The sequence below is a fragment of the Macrococcus psychrotolerans genome, from assembly GCF_038095555.1.
In the GTDB taxonomy this organism is placed as follows: Bacteria; Bacillota; Bacilli; order Staphylococcales; family Staphylococcaceae; genus Macrococcoides; species Macrococcoides psychrotolerans.
Genome location: NZ_CP124591.1, coordinates 1081626 through 1103845, shown reverse-complemented (window position 1 = coordinate 1103845; position 22220 = coordinate 1081626). Strand labels below are relative to the sequence as shown.

At 35.4% G+C, this 22220-nt stretch carries 20 protein-coding genes and 1 pseudogene; 15 read left to right on the top strand and 6 right to left on the bottom strand.

What is annotated here, in order from left to right:
- Positions 1–77 precede the first annotated feature (77 nt).
- From QA539_RS05545 to brnQ, 13 genes and pseudogenes are all read left to right on the top strand, one after another.
- Positions 78–1544 carry a S41 family peptidase gene (locus tag QA539_RS05545; RefSeq protein ID WP_099483575.1) on the top strand — a complete coding sequence of 489 codons (1467 nt, stop codon included), beginning with the start codon at positions 78–80 and terminating at the stop codon, positions 1542–1544.
- Between the two features lie 63 nt (positions 1545–1607).
- Positions 1608–2618, top strand: a complete 1011-nt coding sequence (locus QA539_RS05540; RefSeq protein ID WP_244595302.1) for an undecaprenyldiphospho-muramoylpentapeptide beta-N-acetylglucosaminyltransferase — start codon at positions 1608–1610, stop codon at positions 2616–2618.
- Positions 2619–2629: 11 nt separating this feature from the next.
- Positions 2630–3253: a phosphatase PAP2 family protein gene (locus QA539_RS05535; protein ID WP_413474588.1), complete on the top strand. Its 624-nt coding sequence runs from the start codon at positions 2630–2632 to the stop codon at positions 3251–3253.
- A gap of 195 nt (positions 3254–3448) precedes the next feature.
- A complete protein-coding gene (locus QA539_RS05530) occupies positions 3449–4045 on the top strand; it encodes a GNAT family N-acetyltransferase (protein ID WP_012656972.1) in 597 nt (198 codons plus the stop codon).
- Between the two features lie 11 nt (positions 4046–4056).
- Positions 4057–4728: a response regulator transcription factor gene (locus QA539_RS05525; protein WP_413474590.1), complete on the top strand. Its 672-nt coding sequence runs from the start codon at positions 4057–4059 to the stop codon at positions 4726–4728.
- Positions 4725–6095, top strand: coding sequence for a HAMP domain-containing sensor histidine kinase (locus QA539_RS05520; protein ID WP_419894931.1), 1371 nt, complete (start codon positions 4725–4727; stop codon positions 6093–6095). The genes QA539_RS05525 and QA539_RS05520 overlap by 4 nt, the downstream gene beginning before the upstream one ends.
- 93 nt (positions 6096–6188) lie before the next feature.
- Complete coding sequence (locus QA539_RS05515) at positions 6189–8963, top strand: 2-oxoglutarate dehydrogenase E1 component (RefSeq protein ID WP_419894930.1); 2775 nt, start codon at positions 6189–6191, stop codon at positions 8961–8963.
- A 13-nt stretch (positions 8964–8976) separates the two neighbouring features.
- Entirely contained in the window at positions 8977–10212 is a 1236-nt protein-coding gene (gene odhB, locus QA539_RS05510) for a 2-oxoglutarate dehydrogenase complex dihydrolipoyllysine-residue succinyltransferase (RefSeq protein WP_413474593.1), read from the top strand.
- 68 nt (positions 10213–10280) lie between these two features.
- Positions 10281–11132, top strand: a complete 852-nt coding sequence (locus QA539_RS05505) for a VOC family protein (protein ID WP_419894929.1) — start codon at positions 10281–10283, stop codon at positions 11130–11132.
- 40 nt (positions 11133–11172) lie between these two features.
- Positions 11173–11379: a DUF6501 family protein gene (locus QA539_RS05500; protein WP_219491658.1), complete on the top strand. Its 207-nt coding sequence runs from the start codon at positions 11173–11175 to the stop codon at positions 11377–11379.
- A 156-nt stretch (positions 11380–11535) separates the two neighbouring features.
- On the top strand, positions 11536–12318 hold the full coding sequence (locus QA539_RS05495; RefSeq protein WP_419894928.1) for a MoxR family ATPase: 783 nt from the start codon (positions 11536–11538) through the stop codon (positions 12316–12318).
- On the top strand, positions 12318–14159 hold the full coding sequence (locus tag QA539_RS05490) for a vWA domain-containing protein (RefSeq protein WP_419894927.1): 1842 nt from the start codon (positions 12318–12320) through the stop codon (positions 14157–14159). Before QA539_RS05495 ends, QA539_RS05490 begins: the two co-directional genes overlap by 1 nt.
- Positions 14160–14243: 84 nt before the next feature.
- A pseudogene (gene brnQ, locus QA539_RS05485) lies at positions 14244–15573 on the top strand (branched-chain amino acid transport system II carrier protein).
- 12 nt (positions 15574–15585) lie between these two features.
- Here the strand turns inward: brnQ and QA539_RS05480 are convergent.
- The 3 genes from QA539_RS05480 to QA539_RS05470 are packed head-to-tail and all read right to left on the bottom strand — an operon-like array spanning position 15586 to position 17738.
- Positions 15586–16743: a toxic anion resistance protein gene (locus QA539_RS05480; RefSeq protein ID WP_219491650.1), complete on the bottom strand. Its 1158-nt coding sequence runs from the start codon at positions 16741–16743 to the stop codon at positions 15586–15588.
- A gap of 2 nt (positions 16744–16745) precedes the next feature.
- Complete coding sequence (locus QA539_RS05475) at positions 16746–17453, bottom strand: 5-bromo-4-chloroindolyl phosphate hydrolysis family protein (RefSeq protein ID WP_419894926.1); 708 nt, start codon at positions 17451–17453, stop codon at positions 16746–16748.
- Positions 17454–17471: 18 nt separating this feature from the next.
- The gene (locus QA539_RS05470) at positions 17472–17738 is read right to left on the bottom strand and encodes an acylphosphatase (protein WP_219491645.1); all 267 of its coding nucleotides are present in this window, start codon (positions 17736–17738) and stop codon (positions 17472–17474) included.
- A 126-nt stretch (positions 17739–17864) separates the two neighbouring features.
- Between QA539_RS05470 and QA539_RS05465 the strand changes: the two genes are divergently transcribed.
- Together QA539_RS05465 and cspA are read left to right on the top strand one after the other, a co-directional pair.
- Positions 17865–18164, top strand: coding sequence for a DUF1033 family protein (locus QA539_RS05465; protein WP_219491643.1), 300 nt, complete (start codon positions 17865–17867; stop codon positions 18162–18164).
- 214 nt (positions 18165–18378) lie between these two features.
- Positions 18379–18579 (top strand): cold shock protein CspA, encoded by a 201-nt coding sequence (cspA, locus tag QA539_RS05460; RefSeq protein ID WP_016912585.1) that lies wholly within the window; start codon positions 18379–18381, stop codon positions 18577–18579.
- Positions 18580–18722: 143 nt separating this feature from the next.
- Here the strand turns inward: cspA and lysA are convergent, their stop codons facing one another.
- The 3 genes from lysA to QA539_RS05445 are packed head-to-tail and all read right to left on the bottom strand — an operon-like array spanning position 18723 to position 22199.
- Positions 18723–19994: a diaminopimelate decarboxylase gene (gene lysA, locus QA539_RS05455; RefSeq protein ID WP_413474601.1), complete on the bottom strand. Its 1272-nt coding sequence runs from the start codon at positions 19992–19994 to the stop codon at positions 18723–18725.
- A complete protein-coding gene (alr, locus tag QA539_RS05450) occupies positions 19972–21057 on the bottom strand; it encodes an alanine racemase (RefSeq protein WP_219491637.1) in 1086 nt (361 codons plus the stop codon). The genes lysA and alr overlap by 23 nt, the downstream gene beginning before the upstream one ends.
- Entirely contained in the window at positions 21054–22199 is a 1146-nt protein-coding gene (locus QA539_RS05445; protein ID WP_219491635.1) for a M20 metallopeptidase family protein, read from the bottom strand. The genes alr and QA539_RS05445 overlap by 4 nt, the downstream gene beginning before the upstream one ends.
- Between the last annotated feature and the right edge of the window lie 21 nt (positions 22200–22220).

Sequence of the window (22220 nt, the reverse complement as noted above, 5' to 3'; positions counted from 1 at the left end):
ATCTTATATGATACGTGCTTTATTTATATATTTTTTATATACTAAAATAATAATCAATAGTATATGGATGTGAAAATATGAAAGACAATAACAAGAATGACAAATCTTCAACCGAAAATGTAGAGAGAAACTATGTGATATCTCCATTTAAATTTATCATGATGCTTTTATCAACTATAATAATTACAGCAGCTGTAACAGCATTTGCGATACTCAGTGGCAACGAGAAGATTATAAGCGACGATACGCAAAAAAGATCGGAGTTTGTAAAGTTATATGCCGTATATGATACGTTAAATAAAAAGTATTATAAGAAAGTGGAAAAAGATAAACTGATTGATGGTGCAATCAAAGGAATGGTCAGTGGACTTGACGATCCATATAGTGAATATATGACGAGTGCTGAACAAAATGATTTTACGGAATCAATGCAAGGAGATTTTCAGGGGATAGGAACTGAGATTGAAGAGAAAGATAACAAAATTATGATCAGCAGTCCTATCAAGGGTGCCCCGGCTCAGAAGGCTGGAGTGAAATCTGGTGATATTATCATGGCGGTTGATGATAAATCTGTCGAAGGAAAGTCGACGCAAGATGTAGTTAAACTTGTGAGAGGCAAGAAAGGGACGGTTGTCACACTAACGCTAAAAAGAGGAGATGCTGAACCTTTCGATGTTAAAATTACGCGTGATAAAATACATATGAACAGTATTGAATATACTTTCAAAAAGGATGGTACAGGGGTTATTACCGTAATGAAATTCCAGGAAGGTACCGCTGATGAATTTACCGATGCACTTAAATCCCTACGTGATAAAGGGATGAAACAAGTTGTAATTGATTTGAGAGATAATCCAGGGGGCTATTTAGATGAAGCAGCAAAGATGGCCGAAACTTACTTAGAAAAAGGTAAGGTTATTGTTCAGATGGAAGATGTATCGGGTAATAAAGAATTATTGAAAGCTTCTAAAGATGAAGACGCACTTACAAAGAATCTTCCAACAGTTATTCTCTTAAATGAAGGATCAGCGAGTGCATCGGAAGTCTTTGCAGCGGCGTTGAAAGATAATGGTAAGGCGAAGATTGTTGGTCATAAATCATTTGGAAAAGGAATCGTACAGACAACATCGACGTTTAAAGATAAATCAATGATTAAATATACTGAACAGAAGTGGTTGACACCAAACAGTACATGGATCCATAAAAAAGGAATTACCCCAGATATTAAGGTCGATCTTCCGTCTTATGTGCATGGTCAGATGCTCGATGCGGATGAAGTACTCACACTGCATGTAAAAAGTACAAAAGTAAAATCCATGGAGATGGGCCTTAAAGCATTAGGTTTTGATCCGGGTAAAGTTGATAACACATTTGATGAATCTACTTTGTATGCTGTCCAGAACTTTCAAATGGAAAATAATCTTACCGTAGATGGCATAATGACAGGTAAGACTACAGATAAATTTATGACACAGCTTGCAAAAAAGATTGAAAATGATGATGTACAGCTTAAAAGAGCGATACAAGAAGCAAAGAAAAAATAGGAGGTTGTCTAATTGAAAATTGCATTTACTGGTGGAGGAACGATTGGGCATGTTGCCGTTAATATGGCACTCATTCCTGAAGCGGAAAAAGAAGGAGTGAGCTGTCTTTATATCGGATCAAAAAATGGAATAGAAGCAGAGGTCATAAAGGAGCAGTTTCCTCAAATTAAATATTATGCGATTTCGAGCGGAAAATTACGTAGATATTTTTCGGTTGAAAATGTCAAGGATATATTTAAAGTTCAAAAAGGTGTATTAGATGCTTTAAGGATACTTAAGAAGGAAAAACCGGATATCATTTTTTCTAAAGGTGGATTTGTAGCTGTCCCTGTTACAATTGCAGCAAAGATTTTGAATATAAGAACGATAATCCATGAATCTGATGTTACACCGGGTCTTGCCAATAAGATTGCACTCAAATTTGCTGACAGAATGTACACGACATTTAAAAAGACGCTGGACTATATCCCTGCTGAACGCGGAGATCATGTCGGTAGTATCATCAGAACGGATCTCTTTGAGGGGCATATTAAAGAAGGATATGCCATCACGCAATTGAATGAACATAAGCCTGTTGTAATGATAATGGGAGGTTCATTAGGTTCTAAGAAAATCAACGATGTGATATTTGAAAATCTAGATATGCTGCTTGAGAATTATCAGCTCATACATCTAGTAGGTAAAGGGAATTCTAATGATATTTCAAGACAAGGATATTATCAGATAGAATATGCAGGTGAAGAACTGAATCATCTGTTCAAGATTACAAACTATGTTATTTCAAGAGCGGGTTCAAATGCTATCTTTGAATTTCTTGCATTAAAGAAGCCTATGATCTTAGTGCCACTCGGTAAAGATCAAAGTAGAGGAGATCAAATTGAAAATGCTGCTCAGTTTGAGAGCCAGGGATATGCTATGGTCATACAGGAAGAAGAATTCACGCTGAATAATTTAATGGATAAGCTGGAATATTTAAATGAACATCAACACGAAATCCAGCAAAATATGAGTTCGCAAAAATCATTATATACAGCTAATGATCTATTGATGAAAATAATAGCCGATGCTAGTTAAGGAGTAGAATTATGTCTCAGGCGAAAAGAATTTTGTTGATATTAATATTCAGTTTTATCTTTGGATTGATTGCATTTTTCCATGAATCACGCATTGGAAAATGGATTGATAATGAAGTCTATGAATTTATATATTCTTCAGAAAGTTTCATTACAACTACAATTATGCTCGGGTTCACAAAAATCGGTGAGGTCTGGTCTATGATTCTGCTGTCTTTACTCATAGTATGTTATCTTCTGCTTAAAAGGTTAAAAATAGATGCGCTATTCTTCGCATTATCTATGATCTTGTCTGGCGTGCTTAATCCTCTGCTGAAAAATATCTTTGATAGAGAGAGACCGACATTATTGCGTCTTATAGATATTACAGGATTTAGTTTTCCAAGTGGCCATGCTATGGGATCTTGTGCGTTTTTCGGTAGTCTGGCAATCTTGATCAAAAACCATTCGGATAGCCCCTTTAAGCCTTATTTAATCGGTATGTGTGTGTTTGCTATCCTTATGATTTCAAGTAGTAGAGTTTATCTTGGCGTACATTATCCGACTGATATTATTGCTGGGATAATTGGAGGAGTCGTTTGTATATTATTATCACAATTAATTTTAGATAAAGTAATTGACAATCGTTCTCAATAAGGTATAATAATAAATGAAAATGATTCTCATTTAAATAGAGTTCCCCCTCTGATGAGCATTTTCACCCCCTTTTATGCCCAAAAGCACCTGACTTGCCCGGTCAGGTGCTTTTTATTGTTCCTTTCTAAACAATAGCTAATTTTAAACTTTTTGTGGTATTATTTTTTTATAAATTAATGATATGAGGTAATTGAATTGAGCATACATACATTTGAATCACTTGTACTGGAAAATGACAGAATAAAATTAATTCCGATGCAGATTGAGCATGCAAAAGACCTTCATGAAATCAATCACGAATCCATCTGGAGCTATATGTTGTTTCAGGCCACCAATATGGATCTTATGGAGCAATGGGTGATCGATGCAGTCCATCTTAGAGAAACGTTGAAGTCTATTCCTTTTATCGTAGTACTGAAAGCAACGAATGAAGTAGTGGGGTCCACACGCATTAAAGATATTGACTATGAGAATGATGCCTGTGAAATCGGAACGACCTGGTTTGGTGTAAAAGCTCAGAAAACCTTTGTAAATACTGATAGTAAATATTTATTGCTCGAATTCTGTTTTGAGACACTTAATATGGTACGTGTACAGATTAAAGCGGATGAACGTAACGAGAGATCAAATAGAGCGATCGAAAGACTTGGTTTCCAAAAAGAAGGTGTGATACGTAAGGAGCGCAATTTACATGGTGTTAGAAGAAATTTGATCATTTATTCTGTCATTGATGATGAGTGGCCTGATGTAAAGAAGAAGATACAAGAGATTCAAAAGAAATATTTAACATAGGAAGTGTCCCGATGAAACGTATTCTAGTAGTTGAAGATGAAGCGAACTTAGCGAGATTTATCGAGCTGGAGCTCACACATGAATCTTACGATGTAACTGTAATGTATGATGGAGAAAATGGTCTGCAAGAGGCACTTAGCTCGGAATATGATTGTATATTACTCGATATAATGCTGCCTAAACTCAATGGACTTGAAGTTTGTAGAAAACTTAGAAGTGAAAAGGACACGCCTGTAATCATGATTACTGCAAAAGGTGAGACATATGACAAAGTAATAGGGCTTGACTACGGTGCAGATGATTATATCGTTAAACCATTTGATATTGAAGAATTGTTAGCGAGATTAAGAGCATTACTCCGTCGCAATAAGAATGAAGATGATGGTGAACATCTGCTTGTTGTAGGAAACCTCCAGATTGATAAGGAGGCGTTTACTGTCTCGTGTGATAATCAGCTTATCGAGCTGACTAAAACTGAATTTGAACTGCTGAAATTACTTGCGATGAATAAGAGACATGTTATGACAAGAGAAAAAGTGCTTACAGCTATTTGGGGCTATGACAATGAGGTAGAAACAAATGTCGTAGATGTTTACATCCGTTACTTAAGAAACAAACTGAAACCTTTTGGTCAGCATCAACTGATAGAAACTGTTCGCGGTGTAGGGTATGTTATTCGATGAAGGTATCACAGTCTTTAAGAATTAAGTGGATGCTGCTTACAACGACAATTTCATTTATCGTTTTCATGCTCTTTAGCTTCTTAATCATTTATCTGATCGGTGTTTATCAAAAGGAGCAGGAAGCTGAAATAGCAAAAAGAAGCTTGTCTGATATATCAGTGATTATGGCTACTAAAAATATTGCGGAATTGAAGATTGATGATCTTAGTAGATCTCTATCATCGAGTGATACGTTTGTTTATTTTAATAGGCAAGGAGAACAGCTTTTCAGTATTTCGGGTCAATCTGCGGAGAAGGTTGATATCGCATTCAATCCAACAACTAAGATAGTATCTAAAGACGAAGTACATCAAGGCAAAAATTATATCGTTATGTATTCACCACTTAATAATGCCAACTTTCATGGCTATGTTGTATTAGTGCACTCTTTAAAAAACCATGACGATGTCATCGAATTCTTAATCATTATCAGCAGCTTCTCCAGCTTAACCGCACTATTTTTGACGGCCATGCTAAGCTATGTGTTCTCAGGCCAGATTACGAAACCTATTCGTATGATTGCTGAACAGATGAAACGGATAAAAAGAGATGGCTTTCAAAATAAACTCGCTTTTTCAACTCAATATCATGAAACAAATGATCTCATTGAAACTTTCAATGAGATGATGACACAGCTTGAGCAGTCATTTGACCAACAAAAACAGTTTGTTGAAGACGCATCACATGAACTTAGAACACCATTACAGATTATCAATGGCCATCTTAATCTTATAAAGAGATGGGGCAAGAATAAACCGGAAGTTCTTGAAGAATCTTTATCGATATCTATTGAAGAAATGGCTAGAATCAATAAACTCGTTGAAGAACTATTGATTTTATCGAAAGATTTGTCGCTGGTTGAGTCTTCGCCGCAAGAAGTAATTGATATTAATGAAGAAATAAAGTCAAGAATTAATGCCTTCTCGCAATTAAAATCTGAATACACTTTTGATTTCCATAGTTCGGAAAAAATGATCAGACTGACGATTAATCGATTTCATTTTGAACAGATATTAACGATATTTTTAGATAATGCGATTAAATATGATGAGAAAAATAAACACATTATTGTTAGGACAACAAAAAAAAATAAATTCGCACAAATCGAAATCATAGATTATGGTATCGGTATTCCTGAAGAAGATCTGCTGAATATTTTTGACAGGTTCTATCGTGTAGATAAATCACGTGCACGCTCTAAAGGTGGAAATGGACTTGGTCTGTCGATTGCGAAGAAATTGATTGAGACGTATTCAGGCACTGTTTCTATTGAAAGTGAATTACATGTCTATACAAAAGTTAAGATACAGCTACCAATTCGCTCATAATATTTCACAAAGTTATGTTTTACCTCTTTAATTTCATGCTTTGCTTTGTTAAAATAAAAATGTAAACGTTTTATAAAAATGGAGGGTGGAACCATGACAAAAGGTAAGAACCTAGAAGAAGCACCTCCTAGATTTGGTACAAATTTAGGAATACTTCTTGAAATGTTCGATCAATATCAAAATGATCCTTCATCAGTCTCTGATGAACTACAGGAACTGTTTTCTAATATTCAGGGGAGTAAGGGGAATTCTAGAATAGGTAATACAGACGCAGATATCATCAAGAGATTGATGCGCCTTGTAGATAATATCAGACAGTACGGGCATCTAAAAGCTGATATTTATCCCTTATATAAACCGAAGCGTGATCAGCATCTCAAGCTTTCTGTAGAAGATTTCGGACTTTCTGAAGAAGTATTAAAGCAGTTACCTGCTTCTCTTGTTTCTGAGCATTATGGAGAAAGATTAAACAATGCTCTTGAAGCAGTTACTGAAATGCAGCAGACTTATCAAGGTCCGATTGCTTATGAAGTTTCTCATATCAACAATAGTGAGGAACGCGAGTGGCTGAAAACTACAATTGAAAGTAAGGTAAAAAGAGATTTCAGTAAAGAAGAGAAAGTTGAATTGCTTAAAAGCGTCGCACGTGTAGAAGGCTTTGAAAAGTATATCCATAAGAATTTCGTCGGTGCAAAACGTTTCTCTATTGAAGGGGTAGATGCGCTTGTACCAATGCTTGAGAATGTTATAAAGTTTGCCAGTGAAAATAACATTCAGGACATTGAAATTGGAATGGCACATCGTGGGCGACTAAACGTTCTGACACATATCCTTGAAAAACCATACGAAATGATGCTTTCAGAATTTATGCATACTGATCCAATGAAGTTCCTTCCTGAAGATGGTTCGCTAGTTGTCACAAAAGGATGGACTGGGGATGTTAAATATCATCTAGGTGGTACAAAAACAACGACACGCTTTGGTAAAACGCAGACCATTTCTTTAGCAAACAACCCATCTCATCTTGAAATAGTTGCGCCCGTTGTACTAGGAAAGACAAGAGCGGTACAGGAAGTTACAGAGGGTGTCAATAAACCAGAACAGGACTTTAATAAAGCACTTGCTGTGTTAATACATGGTGATGCAGCATTTCCGGGTCAAGGTATCAACTTCGAAAGTATGAACTTAAGTAATCTTAAGGGGTATTCAGTTGGAGGATCACTGCACATCATTACAAATAACCGTGTAGGTTTTACAACAGAATCTTATGATTCACGTTCAACTACATATGCTACAGATGTTGCTAAGGGCTATGATTTACCAATCATCCATGTTAATGCTGATGATCTGGAAGCATGTATCGAAGCAATTGAACTTGCGATGGCTTATCGACAGAAATTCAATAAAGATTTCGTTATTGATCTTGTAGGTTACCGACGTTACGGACATAATGAAATGGATGAACCTACAGTGACGAATCCAATGCTGTATAAAGAGGTTAAAGGTCATCCAAGTATAGAAATTCTATATGGTAAGTCACTAGTTGAAGCTTCCGTAATTACTGAGGATGAAATGAATGAAATCTTTGAAGATGTAGCTTCCAGACTTCGTTCAGCTCATGATGCAATTGATAAATCTTCAGTCAATAATGACAGTGAGATGCAAATGCCGGAAGCTGTTGAAGCTGGATATGAAAAATTAGATACAGGTGTAGCATTAGAACAGTTGAAACAGTTAAATGAGGATATGTTATCAACGCCAGAAGAATTCACAGTGTTCAATAAGCTGCAGAAGATTTTAGAGAGACGTAATGATCCATTTATGAAGGATGGACTTGTTGACTGGGGTCATGCAGAACTTTTAGCTTATGGAACAATTATTCAAGATGGTAATCCAGTACGACATACTGGGCAGGATGCTGAACGTGGAACATTTGCACACCGTCACGCAGTACTCCATGATGTTAAGAATGGTGATAAGTATATCCCTTTACAACACATTGAAGGTGCCCAAAGTTCATTCGATATTCACAATTCACCGTTATCAGAAGCGGCTGTTGTTGGATTTGAATATGGATATAACCTGCAAAACAATAAAGCTTTAGCGGTTTGGGAAGCGCAGTATGGTGACTTTGCTAATATGGCGCAAATGATCTTTGATAATTTCATTAGTAGTGCTGAAGCAAAATGGGGAGAAAAAAGTGGTCTTACATTATTGCTCCCGCATGCATATGAAGGACAAGGTCCAGAGCACTCTTCTGCTAGATTGGAGCGATTCTTACAACTAGCAGCTGAACACAACTGGACAGTTGCGAATCTATCGAGTACGGCAAACTATTTCCATTTATTAAGACGTCAAGCTCAATATTTAGGAACAGACAGAATGCGTCCTCTTGTAATAATGAGCCCAAAAAGCTTATTACGTAATAACTTTGTTTCTGATACGATTGAGAAATTCACTGAAGGCGGCTTTAAAGCGATTATTTCTAGTGAATACAAGAAAACAAAAGTTAAGAAACTCTTAATTGCAAGTGGTAAGGTTGCTGTGGACCTTATGACAGAGCTTACTAAAAATCCAAATGACGAAGTTCATGTCATTCGCCTTGAGCAGATTTATCCGTTCCCAGAACAAGATATTAAAGCGATTATAGATGATCTAAAAGGATTAACAGAAATTGGTTTCGTACAGGAAGAACCGAAGAATCAAGGTTCTTGGCATTATATTTATCCATTATTAAATAACATTAAGCCTGCTAAGGTAAAATTATCGTATTATGGGCGACCACATCGTGCAGCACCAGCTGAAGGTGATAATGAAATTCATAAAATCGTACAATCAAAACTTATTAGTGAAGCGTTAAACATTTAAGGGGGAAATTAAATTGGCTGAAATCAGAGTTCCAGAATTAGCAGAATCAATTACAGAAGGTACAATATCGACTTGGTTCAAACAAGTTGGAGACAGTGTTGAAAAAGGCGAAAATATCGTAGAACTTGAAACAGATAAAGTGAATGTTGAAGTTATCTCAGAAGAAGCGGGGGTTGTTACAGAGCTTAAAGCTGCTGAAGGTGATACAGTTGAAGTAGGTTCAGTCATTGCAATTGTTGAAGCTGGGGGAACACAAAAAGCTACCAATGATGCATCTCAACAAGAAACATCAGCACCTGAAGAGCAGTCAGAATCTAAAGAAGAGGTAAAATCTGAGGAGAAAACGGAAGCTGCTGATAAATCATCAGAACGTATCGTAGCTACACCATCTGCACGACGCTATGCACGTGAAAATGGTATTGATTTAAGTGATGTAAATAGTAAAGATCCACGAGGACTTATTCGTTCGCATGATGTTAAAAATACACAATCAGCGCCTGCACAAAAATCAGAAGCACCAAAACAAACGGCATCTAACCCGGAGAAACCCATAATAAGAGAAAAGATGTCTCGTCGTCGTCAGACTATCGCAAAGAAATTACTGGAAGTATCTAACAATACTGCGATGTTAACAACATTCAACGAGGTAGATATGACGAATGTTATGGAACTTCGTAAGCGTAAAAAAGATAAGTTCCAGGAAGATCATGATGGAACGCGTCTAGGATTTATGTCATTCTTTACGAAAGCGGTTGTAGCAGCACTCAAGAAATATCCTGCTGTAAATGCTGAGATTGATGGAGATGACTTAATCTTAAAGCAATTCTATGATATTGGTGTCGCTGTTTCTACTGAAGAAGGATTAGTAGTACCAGTCGTTCGTGATTGTGATAAGAAGAACTTCGCTGAAATAGAAGGGAGTATCTATGACCTTGCCGTCAAAGCGAGAGATAAGAAACTATCCTTAGATGATATGATGGGCGGATCATTTACAATCACAAATGGTGGTGTATTCGGTTCATTGATGTCAACGCCAATCATTAACGGAACACAAGCAGCTATTTTAGGTATGCATTCAATTGTTACTCGTCCTGTTGCAATTGATAAAGAACGTATGGAAAATCGTCCGATGATGTATATCGCATTAAGCTATGATCATAGAATCATCGACGGTAAAGAAGCTGTCGGATTCTTAAAGACAATAAAAGAGCTGATCGAAAGCCCTGAAGATTTATTGCTTGAAAGCTAATATTGATTTACGTTCGTCCACTATACATTGTATAATATGTATAGTGGACTTATTTTTTGGAGGTTTATATGCAGACGAATGGATTACATCATGTTACGGTTGTTACACATGATATACAGCGATTTTATAATTTCTACAATAAGGTACTTGGACTTAAACTACTCAAGGAAACTGAGAATATAGAAAATACGGCGATGAAAAACTTGTATTTCGGTGACAATAAGGGCAATGCAGGAACATTACTGTCTGTAATAGAAGTTGCGAATCCTCTATTTGTTAAATATACAACGGATGAAATTTATGCCTATTCACTCAGAGTACCAACGGACTATAGCCTCTATGTATTTAAACTCCGTTTTGATGAAATGAATATCAAATATGATACCGTCATTAAATTAAATGGCAAGCATGCATTACCATTTTACGACTGTGACGGAAGATGCGTATATCTTATTTCTGATGAACATAATAAAGGGATTCCTTTAGGGGAGCCTGATGATGACAGTAATGTAGATGCGATTCATCAAATTCTCGGTTTAGGGCCAGTTCTGATTAATGCTTCAAATCGGTTATTAACATCCAGTATACTGACACAAGTATTAGACTTAAAGCACACATCTAGTTATCAGCTAGCAGCATTTGATAATGATGTTCAGGTGTTTACTTCAGGCGATGGAGGTAGTGGTGGAGAAATCCATGTCGTCCAAGGTGCTGCATCAGAAAAGAAACGCGCAGCGAATATTGAGCAGGTGGGAGTATCAGTAACTGAAGAAGTATTATTTGATTATAAGAAACGATTAGAATCTGTTAATATTCCGCATTCAGAGATTAGTGATCGCAAATTTTATAAGACAATCTTCTTTAAGGATCCATGTGGAATTGTATTCGAATTAAGTACAAAACCCGATTTTAATTTGTAAGCAGTAAATATCAAGAAATTATTATAAAAGGAGAATGATTATGTTACATGAAGAATGGCAAAACAAAGAAGCGATTAAGCACGTTGAAGTTATTAATGTAGATGCAAAAAAATATAAAGTAAGTGATATGCTGACTGTCGGAAAAGTTTATGATGTTGTCAATGAAACGGAAGAGTATTATCATATCAGAGATAATAGTGGTAAAGTAGGCGGCTACTATAAAGATTACTTTAAAGAAGTACAGTAGTACAGATTGATAACAGAGATGATACAGCTGATTAATTTATTTGTTCTTCAATATTGAGGTATAGTACAGACCCGTTTAATAAAAGGATACAATATAGTATAATAGAGGATGCAAATCCTCTATTTTTTTATGGGATAATTTGAAAGGATGAATATAATGATTAAATACCAAAATAGTGATGCGAGTATAAAAGAAGATGCATTGATCATGTTGAAGCTGAAGAAAAATGTACTGCTAAAAGGGCCGACAGGATCAGGTAAAACAAAATTAGCTGAAACTTTAAAGGATGAATTAAAGTTAAAGATGAATAGCATCAACTGTTCTGTTGATCTGGATGCAGAAAGCTTATTAGGATATAAGACTATTGAAAATATAGACGGAGAAAGTCAAATTGTCTTTGTTGACGGGCCTGTACTTGAAGCGATGCGAGAAGGTAATATTCTTTATATCGACGAAATTAATATGGCAAAACCTGAAACTCTACCAATTTTAAATGGTGTTCTTGATTATCGTAAGACGATTACAAATCCTTTTACAGGAGAAGTAATTACAGCCCATGAAAACTTTAAGGTGATCGCTGCGATTAATGTCGGATATGTAGGGACATTACCGATGAACGAAGCATTGAAAAACCGATTTGTTGTGATAGATATGGATTATATTTCTGGTGACATATTAAAAGCTGTAATTAAAGAACAGACATTACTTGAAGATGAGCAGTTAATCGATCAGATCATAAAGTTTAACCATGATTTAATTACAATGGCGAGTCAAGGTCAAATTAGTGAAGAAGCGAGCTCAATACGTGCGTTACTAGATTTTTGTGATCTAACGACAGTGATGCCAGTCGGGCGTGCAGCAAAACGAGCTATCATTGACAAATTAGATGATGAGCGTGAACAGAATGCGATTCAAAATGCACTGGAACTGAATTTCTAATGAGTGAAAAGTTTATACTTTTTAATGATGAAGTTGTTGATCCTTCATTAATTATGACATTAACAGACCTTGCACAATTGTTGCTCGAAGATAATGAAGTGAAAGTTGATTTTCAGAAATTTGCCTATTATGATCTGGTTGAAAATACGATTAACGTATCATTTAAGTGGAAACATCGCAAAGAAGAGGAAGTTATAAAATTATTAAAGAGTGACTGTATATTATATGCCTATGGATTTCAATATATAGCACTTGATGCTGTAAAAGAGATTATAGAAGAAGATGTAAGATACCCATCATTATTTCAGCAGTTATTTATGATGATTGAAGAATACCGATTGATGCACCTTATCAGAAAAAGCCGTCCATTTACAAATAAATTCTTTACTGTACGTGTAAAAGAAAAAATAAAAGACAATGAAGGTCAGATTGATTTTTATAGAACAAAGGCCATGCCTACGGATGAATTATTTCTACAAGTTGAGCATGCATTACTTATGGAAAATGCATTGTCATTTACGTCATACTATAAGCCGGAAACTGAACTTGCTATGCAACTCGCATTGCAGGATGCATTTACATTGAATAATACATATGACAGTATGAATCTTGCAAATAGAGTTTATTATATACTAGAGCAAGTCATCCATCAGGATATGCTCAATGAATATTATCATATCCCTAAAAATGCCTTTATGAATGCACATGCCTATAAGAAGGCCAATATGGATAAAGCGCACCAGGATGTTGATGATATGGAAGCATCAGAGCATGTTCAGACGAAACAAAAAGATATAAAGACAGAGAACGGTGCTTATCTGGAAACAGAAGTAACAGAAGGATCAAATAGTAACAATATTAAAGAGAATGACAGGCAAGGGGATGCAGGTGATGACATCACAGAGATGTTGATGGCTAAAGGGAAAGCATCGCCTCCTCAAGTAGATGCTCACGGTAATGATATCAGTGAATTTGTCGGAGAAGAGAATAAATACACTGAAATTATATGGAAAAACAGTGAACAGAATGAGTCCAGCAGAGCAACATACAATTTGTACAAAGATGAAGTGAATAAAGAAATAAAATCTTTAGTAAATGTGATTAATAAAAGTATTGAACACGAACAGACATCTGCCCGTATGAATTTAAGCAAAGGGAAGCTAAGTCGCAAACTCACTACCTGGTTCCTGGATGATAAAAAACGTGTATTCTATAAAGAGGATCAGGCGTCTTACAAACTTGATGCTACATTTATGCTGCTTGTTGATGCCTCTTACAGTATGGAAGATAAAATGGTAGAAACGATGAAAGGGATTGTGTTATTTCATGAGACACTCATGCAGCTTATGATAAATCATGAAATTATCGCGTTCAATGAAGATGGATTTGAAGCGGATCAATATAATCAACCAAATTATTTTGAACATATTATTCCTTATGAACATGCATTAAATGATAATTACTCAGCAAATATTGTGAGTTTTCAAAATGGAGAAGATAATCGTGATGGGCTTGCAATTAGAGTTGCTGGACAAATGCTGAAGCAAAGAAATGAAAAACAGAAGTTTTTAATTGTATTTTCAGATGGTGAGCCATCTGCATTTGATTATGAATCGAATGGAATTATTGATACACATGATGCCGTCGTTGCTCTCAGAAAAGAAAATGTATACGTCATCAATATCTTTTTGAGTCAGTCAGTTATAGATGATAATACACGTGCAACTGTGCGTAATATCTATAATGACTACTGTATTTTTGTGGAAGGAGTGGAAAAGCTACCAAGCATTATTCAGCCTTTACTAAAAACGTTATTGCTGCAAAGCATGAAACAATTTTAAAATATTCAGAAAATATAAAAACTTGCTTGTTTTCAACGGTTTAAAGTGTTATTATAATTTTTATTAATCAATAGGAGGTTTTATATGAATAAGAACACTTGGATCGTGGGTTTTATGCTATTTGCAATATTTTTTGGTGCAGGAAACTTAATTTTCCCTCCGAATTTAGGTTTTTCTAGCGGACAGTTCTTCTGGCCAGCAATCTTTGGTTTTGTGATAACTGGCGTGGGATTACCTTTATTAGGCATCATTGTAGGGTCATTAGATGAGGATGGGTATAAAGGTGCATTAAAGAAGATTAATCCTACGTTCGGTGTCATCTTTTTAGTTGCAATTTACTTGACGATTGGACCGCTTTTTGCGATTCCTCGTACAGGTGCTACTTCTTACGAGATGGCAGTTGTGCCATTCTTAGATAAACCATCCGCAATGTCTTTATTTATTTTCACTTTAATTTTCTTTGGAATTACTTTATGGTTATCAATCAATCCGTCCAAGATGGTGGATAGAATTGGCTCCATATTAACACCATTACTGCTCGTTTCAATTATTGCATTAGTTATTAAAGGGTTTATGCTATTATCTGATGAATCTCCAGTAACAGCTGATAGTAATATCTATACTGGTAATACGCGTAGTTTCTTCACTGGATTTACAAATGGGTATAATACCATGGATGCTATCGCTGCAATTGCGTTCAGTGTAATCGTTATTTCTGCGATTAAAGGGAAAGGTATCACGAAGGAGACAGGTTTATTTAAACAGACTGCTTTTTCAGGAATTATAGCTGCGATTGCATTAGGATTTATCTATGTTTCATTGGGTACGGATAGGCAGTCGTTATCATTTAACACAAGATGAACTATCAAATATTTCGAATAACGAGCTAGATTTAGGAACTTATTTATTAACACATGTAGCTAACGCAACATATGGCACTTTCGGGAAACTATTGATTGGTGCTATCGTTTCACTTGCATGTTTAACGACAGCTACTGGTTTAGTTGTAGCTGTATCAGAATATTTTCATGAAATATTTCCAAAAATATCTTATAAAATGTATGCAGTTGTGTTTACCTTGTTTAGCTTAGTTTTAGCAAATCAAGGTTTGAGTTCAGTAATCGCGATGAGTGTTCCTGTCTTATTGGTACTATATCCAATTGCGATGACACTTTTACTAACAATGCTCTTAGCTAAGTTTATTCCGACACCGCAGCTTGCAATGCAGATTCCAATCTTTATCGTGACAATTATTGCAATCTTATCCGTACTACAAATCCAGTTTCAGATTGCACCATTTATGGATCACTTACCGCTTAAAGGGGAATCGATGGAATGGTTATTATTTGCAATTGTAGGTTATGTGATTGGTCTTTTAATTGGTAAGGATAAAGAAAAAATTGTATATTCATAACAAAACCAGAGATTAATATCTCTGGTTTTGTTCTTGTTGAAGTTGTAGAAGCTGTGTTTTTAAATCCTGTTCCATCTTGCTGAGCTCTATTTCTGCATTGCGTCGTTTTTCCTTTCCTTCCGCCTGTATATGCATCGTTTCACGTATAGTATCTACTATATTTTGCTGTGTTATCTTTAAAGTTTCTAATTCAACGATGCCACGTTCGTTTTCTTCAGCAGTACGAATTGTATTCATCTTTAACATCTCTGAATTTTTGAGTAGGAGTTCATTCGTTGTATTTGTAACTTGCTGCTGCGCTTTAGAAGCCTTTTGCTGATGAAGCAGACTCATTGCAATAGCCATCTGATTCTTCCATAACGGAATACTTGTGAGAATTGAACTTTGAATCTTTTCGGCTAAAGTTTGGTTAACATCTTGTATCATACGAATTTGAGGCGCAGACTGCAGTGTAATTTGTCTGGATAGTTTAAGGTCATAGATTCTTTTATCGAGTCTGTTGACATAATGTCGCATATCATTAACTTCCTGAACAATCATCTGATCATTTGTGTGCAGCGCTTTTTGCTCAAGTTCAGGTAGAAGTTGATTATTAATTTCATCTCTCTTTTCTTCTGCTGCGATAATGAACATGTCAATCGCTTCAAAATATTCCTTATTCTGATCGTATAGCTGATCTAGCATATTGATATCACGCATTAATACATTCTTTGAATTATCAAGTTCCACTGAAATTCTATCAATCTGACTTGCGACAGATTGATATCTTGAAATAAGTTCATTTACAGATTTTGATACACGTTTAAATAATCGTTTCACCTTACTCTTATCGATATTCTGTATTTCATCTGGATCAACTTCTTTAAGCTTCTTCATAAGCTGATCTAGATTATTGCCGATAGAACCAATATCTTTTCCTTGAACCTCATCTAATATTTGGTGTGAGAACTGAGATAATTTTTGCTGTGCACCTGCGCCATAAAGTAAGAGCTTTTCATTATCTAATGGTACAATCTGATTTTTTATCTGATTGATTTGTTCACGTTTTTCAATAGACATCTCACTGTTATCAAAAGTCGTTGTAATATTATTTTGTTGTTCAGGAATTATTTCTTTCTGAATTTCGAAAGGGTTGCTTACGAGTTCGTCTGTTAAATTTTTATTGCTCATGGTTATTTCCTCTCTTCTTCATAGTGAACTGCATTTTTAAATTGAAGTGGGGCTTTCTCTTTATGCTCAATCTGTGATTGTTTGTCATCAAATAATTGTTTAGTTGTATAGTTATCTGCCAGATTAATTTCAACTCTCATTGTTTCATAACTCTCTTTGTTGAGTGCACGTAAATCGGCTTGTAATGTACGCTTTAGTTCATCTAACGTCAGTCTTGCATGATTTAACAGTTGCTGATCCTCTTTTGTTTTATGAGGCATTCTTGACAAATAAAGATATTCATTTAATAAATTGACCGTATTGTCGAGATGTGAGAAGAAAAAGCTATCCACATTAAAAAACTTTGATGGAGACTTCTGAACATTCTTAAAAATCACGCGTGCCAGTTTATTTATCTCATTAACATTTTTAAGTTCACTTAATGAGCGGACTTTCTTGTATTGAACTAATAGGTGTTTGATTTTTGGTTCTGCAATTTTTAACTGTTTCCTAACGTATTTATAATCATTTTTTGATAGGCCAATTTCTTTAAGATAAGTATGTGCTGCTTTTTGCTGTACAGGTAAAAACGTCATGATATAAGATCCAAACATTATTAAAGTATCAAGCCACATTTCAAATTGAAATATGTTCATGGAGATTATACCAGTTATAATCGCAACGGGTATAGCTAAAATTGCACCTAATATATAGGAGGTATTATATTTCATATAATCAATCCTTGTCATTTATTTAAGCGTTGTAAATCTATTGAATTGCTGAGGCGATATTTCTTCTGATGTATATGACTCCACCTTAGACATAGGAGATGCACCGCGTATTACAGCCTGTTCAAATTGTGACAAATTTTCATCGCCAGTCGCATAGATTTCTACATGCTCATCTACATTTTGAACAGTGCCAGTAATGTGATATTGTAGCGCTAGTCTTTCGGTAAAATATCGAAATCCAACGCCCTGGACTTTACCGAAAACTTTAATATGCAATGTTTTCATTAATGTCACCTCTTATTTATTATTATAAGTAAGAATGCAAAAAACTCCTAATAAATCGCATTGGTAATAGCATTTACTTGAACTTTTTTATGATGACATTCATAATGTGATGGAGAGGTGAATGCCATGTATGAGGTCGTTACTATTCGAGCAGAATATGAAGGATGGTGGCTTTTTGAAGATTTATGGGATTGTGTGACAGAACTTAATAGATTTAGTACGTTAAAAGACACAGAGACATATTATAGTGAGCAACTCAATAAGCTAAGAAAAAAATTTAAAAACGAGCTTATCGGAAAGCATAATATTCATGCATTCTATAATAACTGTGAACTGATTTACTGTGAAGACTGTGATGATGATATTCAAATCTTTCACAGTCTGATCGTCTTTAAAGATAAGCAGGTCGTCACGATGAAGCTTTAATGTTACAATAGATTAAAGATTGTAAAAAGTTAAAATATACAGTTTATTGTATTGCATATCTAAGTTGTGTATCTTATAATATTATATAACCAATAGGATTATTCCATATTACAAAGTAAATGTAAGAAGATGTATAAGAAATACACTGCACATGTTTATTTTGTAATATGTGAATAATCACATATTGAATTATATAGTGTGGAGGTTTCTTATTATGAAACAAGGTACAGTAAAATGGTTTAACGCAGAAAAAGGATTTGGATTCATCGAGATCGAAGGAGAAAATGATGTATTCGTACATTTCTCAGCGATCAATCAAGAAGGGTACAAATCATTAGAAGAAGGACAAGCAGTGGAATTCGAAGTTGTTGAAGGCGACCGTGGACCACAAGCTGCTAACGTTGTCAAATTATAATTTTAATGCAATAAATTATATATGAACGTTAATATTAACCCCCAACATTAGTTGGGGGTTAATATTTTTTAACTATAAAATATTATAATAATGTTATGTAAACTTTTATTTATATTTAAAAATCCCCAAAAATAAATAGGGGATTAAAGAACTTCGTTTGCAGTCAGATGTTCTAAAGATTGTCTTTTTATTACTTGTCGTACGTTATCTTTCGTGACAAATATTACTGCTGGCTTTAACATCTGGTTATAATTAGAACTCATACTATAATGATATGCACCTGTCGCTTTAACCACTAGCAAATCACCACGTTTAATTGATGAGGGGAGCATTATATTGCGCATAATAATGTCGCCAGATTCGCATAATTTACCAGCGACGGTTACTTCTTTATCGTGTATTTCATTACGATCTACAAGTAGTAGTTCGTATTTCGCATTATATAATGCTGTCCGTATGTGATCGCTCATCCCACCATCTATTGATACATAACAGTTTGTATCAGGAATCTCTTTGACAGTACCAACCTCATAGACTGTAATACCAGCTTCACCAACGATTGAGCGCCCCGGTTCTAATGATATTTCTGGTACAGGATAGGAATGTTTCTTACATTCATTTATTAGTGTTTCAGTTATCCTCTTAATACCTTCTTCGATAGGGTAGCTGATATCTTCTGAAGTATATTTGATGCTGAAACCACCACCAATATTTAATATATCAATTTCAATTTTGTGTTGTGTCAGCCAGTTTATGACAAGTTCAATCGTCTTGATTGTGCCCGTAGACTCAAATATTTGTGATCCAATGTGGAAATGAACGCCTTTGAATTCGATATGAGGTGCGGCTTCAATTTGTCTTACGCCTTCTATTGCTAGTCCATGTCTGATACTTAAACCAAATTTACTATCTTCCTGGCCAGTCTGAATAAATTCATGCGTATGAGCTTCAACGCCAGGATTAATGCGTAGTACTGCTTTTACAGTTTGTTCTAATGAACGCGCAATATCATTGATGCGTTCGATTTCATCAAGGCTATCGATAACAAAATATTCAACCCCTGACTCAATCGCGTATTTAATTTCTCGATCTGTTTTATTGTTTCCATGAAAATGGATCTGTGAAGGTGAAATTTTAGAATGTAGTGCTGTAAATAGTTCTCCTTCACTAACGACATCAAGTCCCATATGCTCTTCATTCATTAAATTAAATAACTGAACAGATGTAAATGCCTTAGAAGCATAAGAGATTGTGTAGTTTAATCCAGATGCTTTTAATGCACTATGAAATCTTCTGCATTGATTACGTATTTCATCCTCATCGTAGATAAATAGTGGGGTACCATATTCTTCAGTAATTTGTCGAATATTATGTCCGTTGATTGTAAGTTGATTATTGATATACGTTAATGTCATTGATATACTCCTTTTTTAATGAATGATGGTTCAGTGCACTGAGCTGTTCAGAATTTGCTCCGACACCTTTAAAAGTGAACGCATCGATTCTAATCTCGTTACTATATAATATTACTTCATCTCCAGCTTGCACTGTATCATCTACTTCTACAAACATATGACTCATCATCAAAGCGCGGATAGGATGACGTTTACCCTTGATGATGCAGTCATGCTTACTTCTCGTCCTCAATATGCCATCACCATAACCGATATCTACTACAGCAAGCTTCGTTTCTTTCTCTGCTGTAAAGGCGAAGCTGTATCCTGCAGATTCTCCCTTTGATATATTTCTTACTTGAATTACATTTGCACTAACAGTCAATGATTGGTGGGTAACAGATTCGTCTAATGATGCATAGGGTCTGCTTCCATAAAGAATAATGCCAATTCTGACATGTGTATGATCATCAAATAGGCTATCTCTCATAAAGCTAGCGCTATTTTGACTATGGATCATTTCAAAAGCATGATACTCAGAAATCCATTTCAATCCTTTTAACCAGGCTTCTTTTTCATTTTCGTATTCCGTAACATCAAATTCATCGGCATAACCGAAATGTGTCCATATCCCGTTAATATTCATCTGTAAGTGAACAGGTAACTGATTATTGTCATCAATTACAGCTTTCATTTCTTCAAATGTTTTAAATCCAGAGCGATGGAGAAGATTTTCATATTCGAGATGTACTGATATCCCATCTAATTCAGTCTGATACTTATGATAGAATGCTAGAGAAGGTAACGTCATTTGAATATCATATTGTCTTAAGTCGTTGAATTGAGTAACAGGATTCATCAAAAATATAGTAGCTTCGGGTGCTATTTTTCTTATGAGAATTGCTTCATTTAAATTCGTTGTACTAAAAGTTGTAATACCAGCTTGTAGAAATGCATCTATTGCAAATTCCAGTCCATAATGATAGGCATTGTTCTTTACGACGGCCATTACAGGAGTATTGCTCTTCACGGATTTCACATTTTCCACAAACTTAGTACGATCTACAGTCCATCGCGCAGTCATTTTGATCCCTCAAATCTGTTAAAAATTGCTTCCAGAACGTCAATCCCATATATCAGTGCTGATTCATCAAAGTTGAACGTCGACGTATGAAGCCCTGTAACAAAATGTTTATCTTCGTTTCTGCACCCTAAAAATGCGAAGGTGCTGGGTATGATTTTTCCGTAGAAAGAGAAATCCTCTCCAAATAAATAAGGTTCTTCTTTTTCTATTCTATTGATTTTACTATCAATCAAAGCTTCGCTCATGAATGCATATGCTAACTCGTTATTTATCGTTGGAGGATACCCTTCCGCAAATTTAACCTCTATTGTACAACCGGTAATTAACTGAGCAGAGGTTGCAATATGATCCATCTGTTGTTTAATAACTGCTAGATTGTCCATATCGTATGTTCTGATTGTACCTTCTAAGTAACCATTGCTAGGCACTGTATTGATTGCTTCACCTGCATGCAATTTACCGATATGGATGATATTCGACTTTAAGCCTGGAAGATGATAATGCTGGATTTGAGAGAGTTGATTGAGTATCATCGTCAAGGCTTCAGCAGTCGAATGTCCTTGTTCTTTGTTGGCAACATGACTCGATGTGCCATTAATAAAGAAACGATATTCAGTTGCGCTGGCAGTTAATGCACCAGGTCTGCTTAATAATGTACCTTCATCGTTATCGGGCTGCATATGTAATCCGAATATATATGAAGGCTGAATTTCAAATTGATATGCATTCAGTAGATGATGAGCGCCAGCACCTGACTCTTCAGATGGCTGAAATATAAAGTAAACAGTTGAATTTAACGGTGTAATATCATGGCTTTGTTTAATGCGTCGTATTAATGCGAGTAGCATTGTCGTATGACCATCGTGTCCACAAGCATGCATTACTCCATCACGTAGAGAACGGTAGGGCACATCATTTTCTTCATGAATCGGCAGAGCATCAATATCTGCTCTAAAAGCAATTGAAGATGTTCCTGTACCTTTAATATAAGCAACACAACCAGTACCTAGGGGAGAATCATAAGCGATTCCCATTTTATTAAGTTCTGATTTGATTAATTCTGTTGTTTTGTATTCTTCAAATCCTAATTCTGGATACATATGCAATGTGCGTCTAATATGTGTAATATAATCTAATTCCATTGTTTCACCTCATAAAATTTA